Source organism: Haloferax sp. s1, assembly GCF_058382125.1.
Genome location: NZ_JBZRPK010000206.1, coordinates 1 through 1,939, shown reverse-complemented (window position 1 = coordinate 1,939; position 1,939 = coordinate 1). Strand labels below are relative to the sequence as shown.

1 protein-coding gene is annotated in these 1,939 nt (G+C 53.6%); it reads left to right on the top strand.

Translation table 11 applies throughout. The features are described from left to right. The first annotated feature begins 594 nt into the window (after nt 1-594). Entirely contained in the window at nt 595-1,824 is a 1,230-nt protein-coding gene (locus tag QT222_RS01710) for an orc1/cdc6 family replication initiation protein (protein ID WP_491476104.1), read from the top strand. Nucleotides 1,825-1,939 lie beyond the last annotated feature (115 nt).

Here is a 1,939-nt window from a genome sequence, read left to right as displayed (position 1 = left end):
GTCTCAGTTACCGTGTCACGAAGTCTTCTTGCTTTCTGCTTAATTTCTAAAGTCTCGATTTCGGGGGTTTAAACACTCTGAGGAGTCACTAAACAAATGAAGTGGAGGGGTTAAGGCTGTTCACGAGAGATGCCGGGAAGACTGTCCAACGGAATAATAGACACGACCAACGACATGCGGAAGCCAATGTTGAGTATACGTTCACCGAGGGCCATCTCCATGGTCTCCCTCTCCGACGTATAGACCAACTGCACGAATCTATACTCGAACTCCGAAAAGCTCGTCTCCCGAAGCGCTCCCGTCGTATTAGTGCAATGTAAGCATACGAAGTCTACTCCCTCCCCCCACCACTTCATCTGTTCTTTGACGAACTGCAGAGTTCTCCCGGCGTCAATCAACGCAGGACCAAGCCAACCACCGAGTTGTAACTGTCTCGACTTCGGGATCACTCGTTGGACTGTACTTTGTGAGTGCCTCAGATACATCAGAACAGATGAAGTCGTGGTGTACTCTATTTATATTCTGAAAGGACAGATGAAACAGAAGAAACAGATGAACCGGTGGCTATATGTGGGATACGAGTGTCCACCAGTTATGGGCTCTTTCGAGTTCTCGCAATCAAATCAAATCTTCAAAAATCGAGACGTGCTGCGTGAAGACTATACTCCGGAAGAGCTCGTTGGACGTGATGAAGAACTTAGCGAGTATCACTCTGCTCTCCAGCCAGTAATCAACAACGAGCTTCCATCAAACATCTTTTTGTACGGGAAGTCTGGTGTCGGAAAAACTGCTGCAACGCGATTCTTACTAGACCGGCTCCAAGACGCCGCTCAGTCAGTTGCCGACCTCGACCTCCACGCGGTGCGCGTTAACTGCGACGGGCTCAACACGAGCTACCAAGTCGCCGTGACAATCATTAACCGCCTGCGAGACCCAGAAAATCAGGTTCCAATGACCGGATACCCACAGTCGAAGGTGTACCAGTACCTGTGGGAAGAACTCGACCAGTATGGGACGATACTCATCATCCTCGACGAGGTCGACCACGTCAAAGACGACTCTCTGCTCTATCAGATTCCGCGCGCACGAGACAACGGCTACGTCATGTCGGCGAAGATTGGGCTCATCGGCATTTCGAACGACCTCTCGTACCGAGAGGGGCTTTCGGCGAAGGTCCAATCGAGCCTGTGTGAGAAGGAGGTGTATTTCCCGCCATACGATGCCGGGGAACTCCGCAAGGTGCTCGACCAACGGACACGAGTCGCTTTCCACGACGACGCCCTCTCGGAGGAAGTTATCCCACTCTGTGCCGCCTACGGGGCGAAAGACTCGGGCGACGCTCGACAGGCGATCAATCTGCTCCTCGAAGCGGGGGACATCTCACGAAACGAGAATGCACCTCAGGTGACGAAGGAGCACGTCGACCAGGCCAAACGAAAGCTCGAATCCGACCAAATCACGACCGGCGTTTCGAAGCTCACAGAGCACGCCCGTCTCACGCTCTACGCGCTCACGACGTTCGCCGCAGACGGTGACACACCGGTCACGTCACCGACGATTCGCGAGCGCTACCTCGCACTCTGTAGCTCTAGCGGCATTGACCCGCTTTCACACCGTCAGATGCAGAGTCATCTCTCCGAGTTGAAGATGATGGGCGTCATTACCGGGCGGGAACGAAATATGGGGCGTCGTGGTGGAAAGAAGGTCCTGTACGGACTCAACTACGACCTCGGCCTGATTGCAGAAACTCTCGCAGACACTATCGACGAAATCGGTGTTCATCGCTCGATTCAACCGTTCGTCGAGAGCCGTTCAGAGACGTAGCTCGTAGAACAGATGAAGTGGTGGGGGGAGGGAGTCATGTACGTGGTGGAGATATCCCTCCTGGTTGGTATACCCAGAACAGATGAAGTGACGGCGGGAGGGGGTCTGCCTCCCT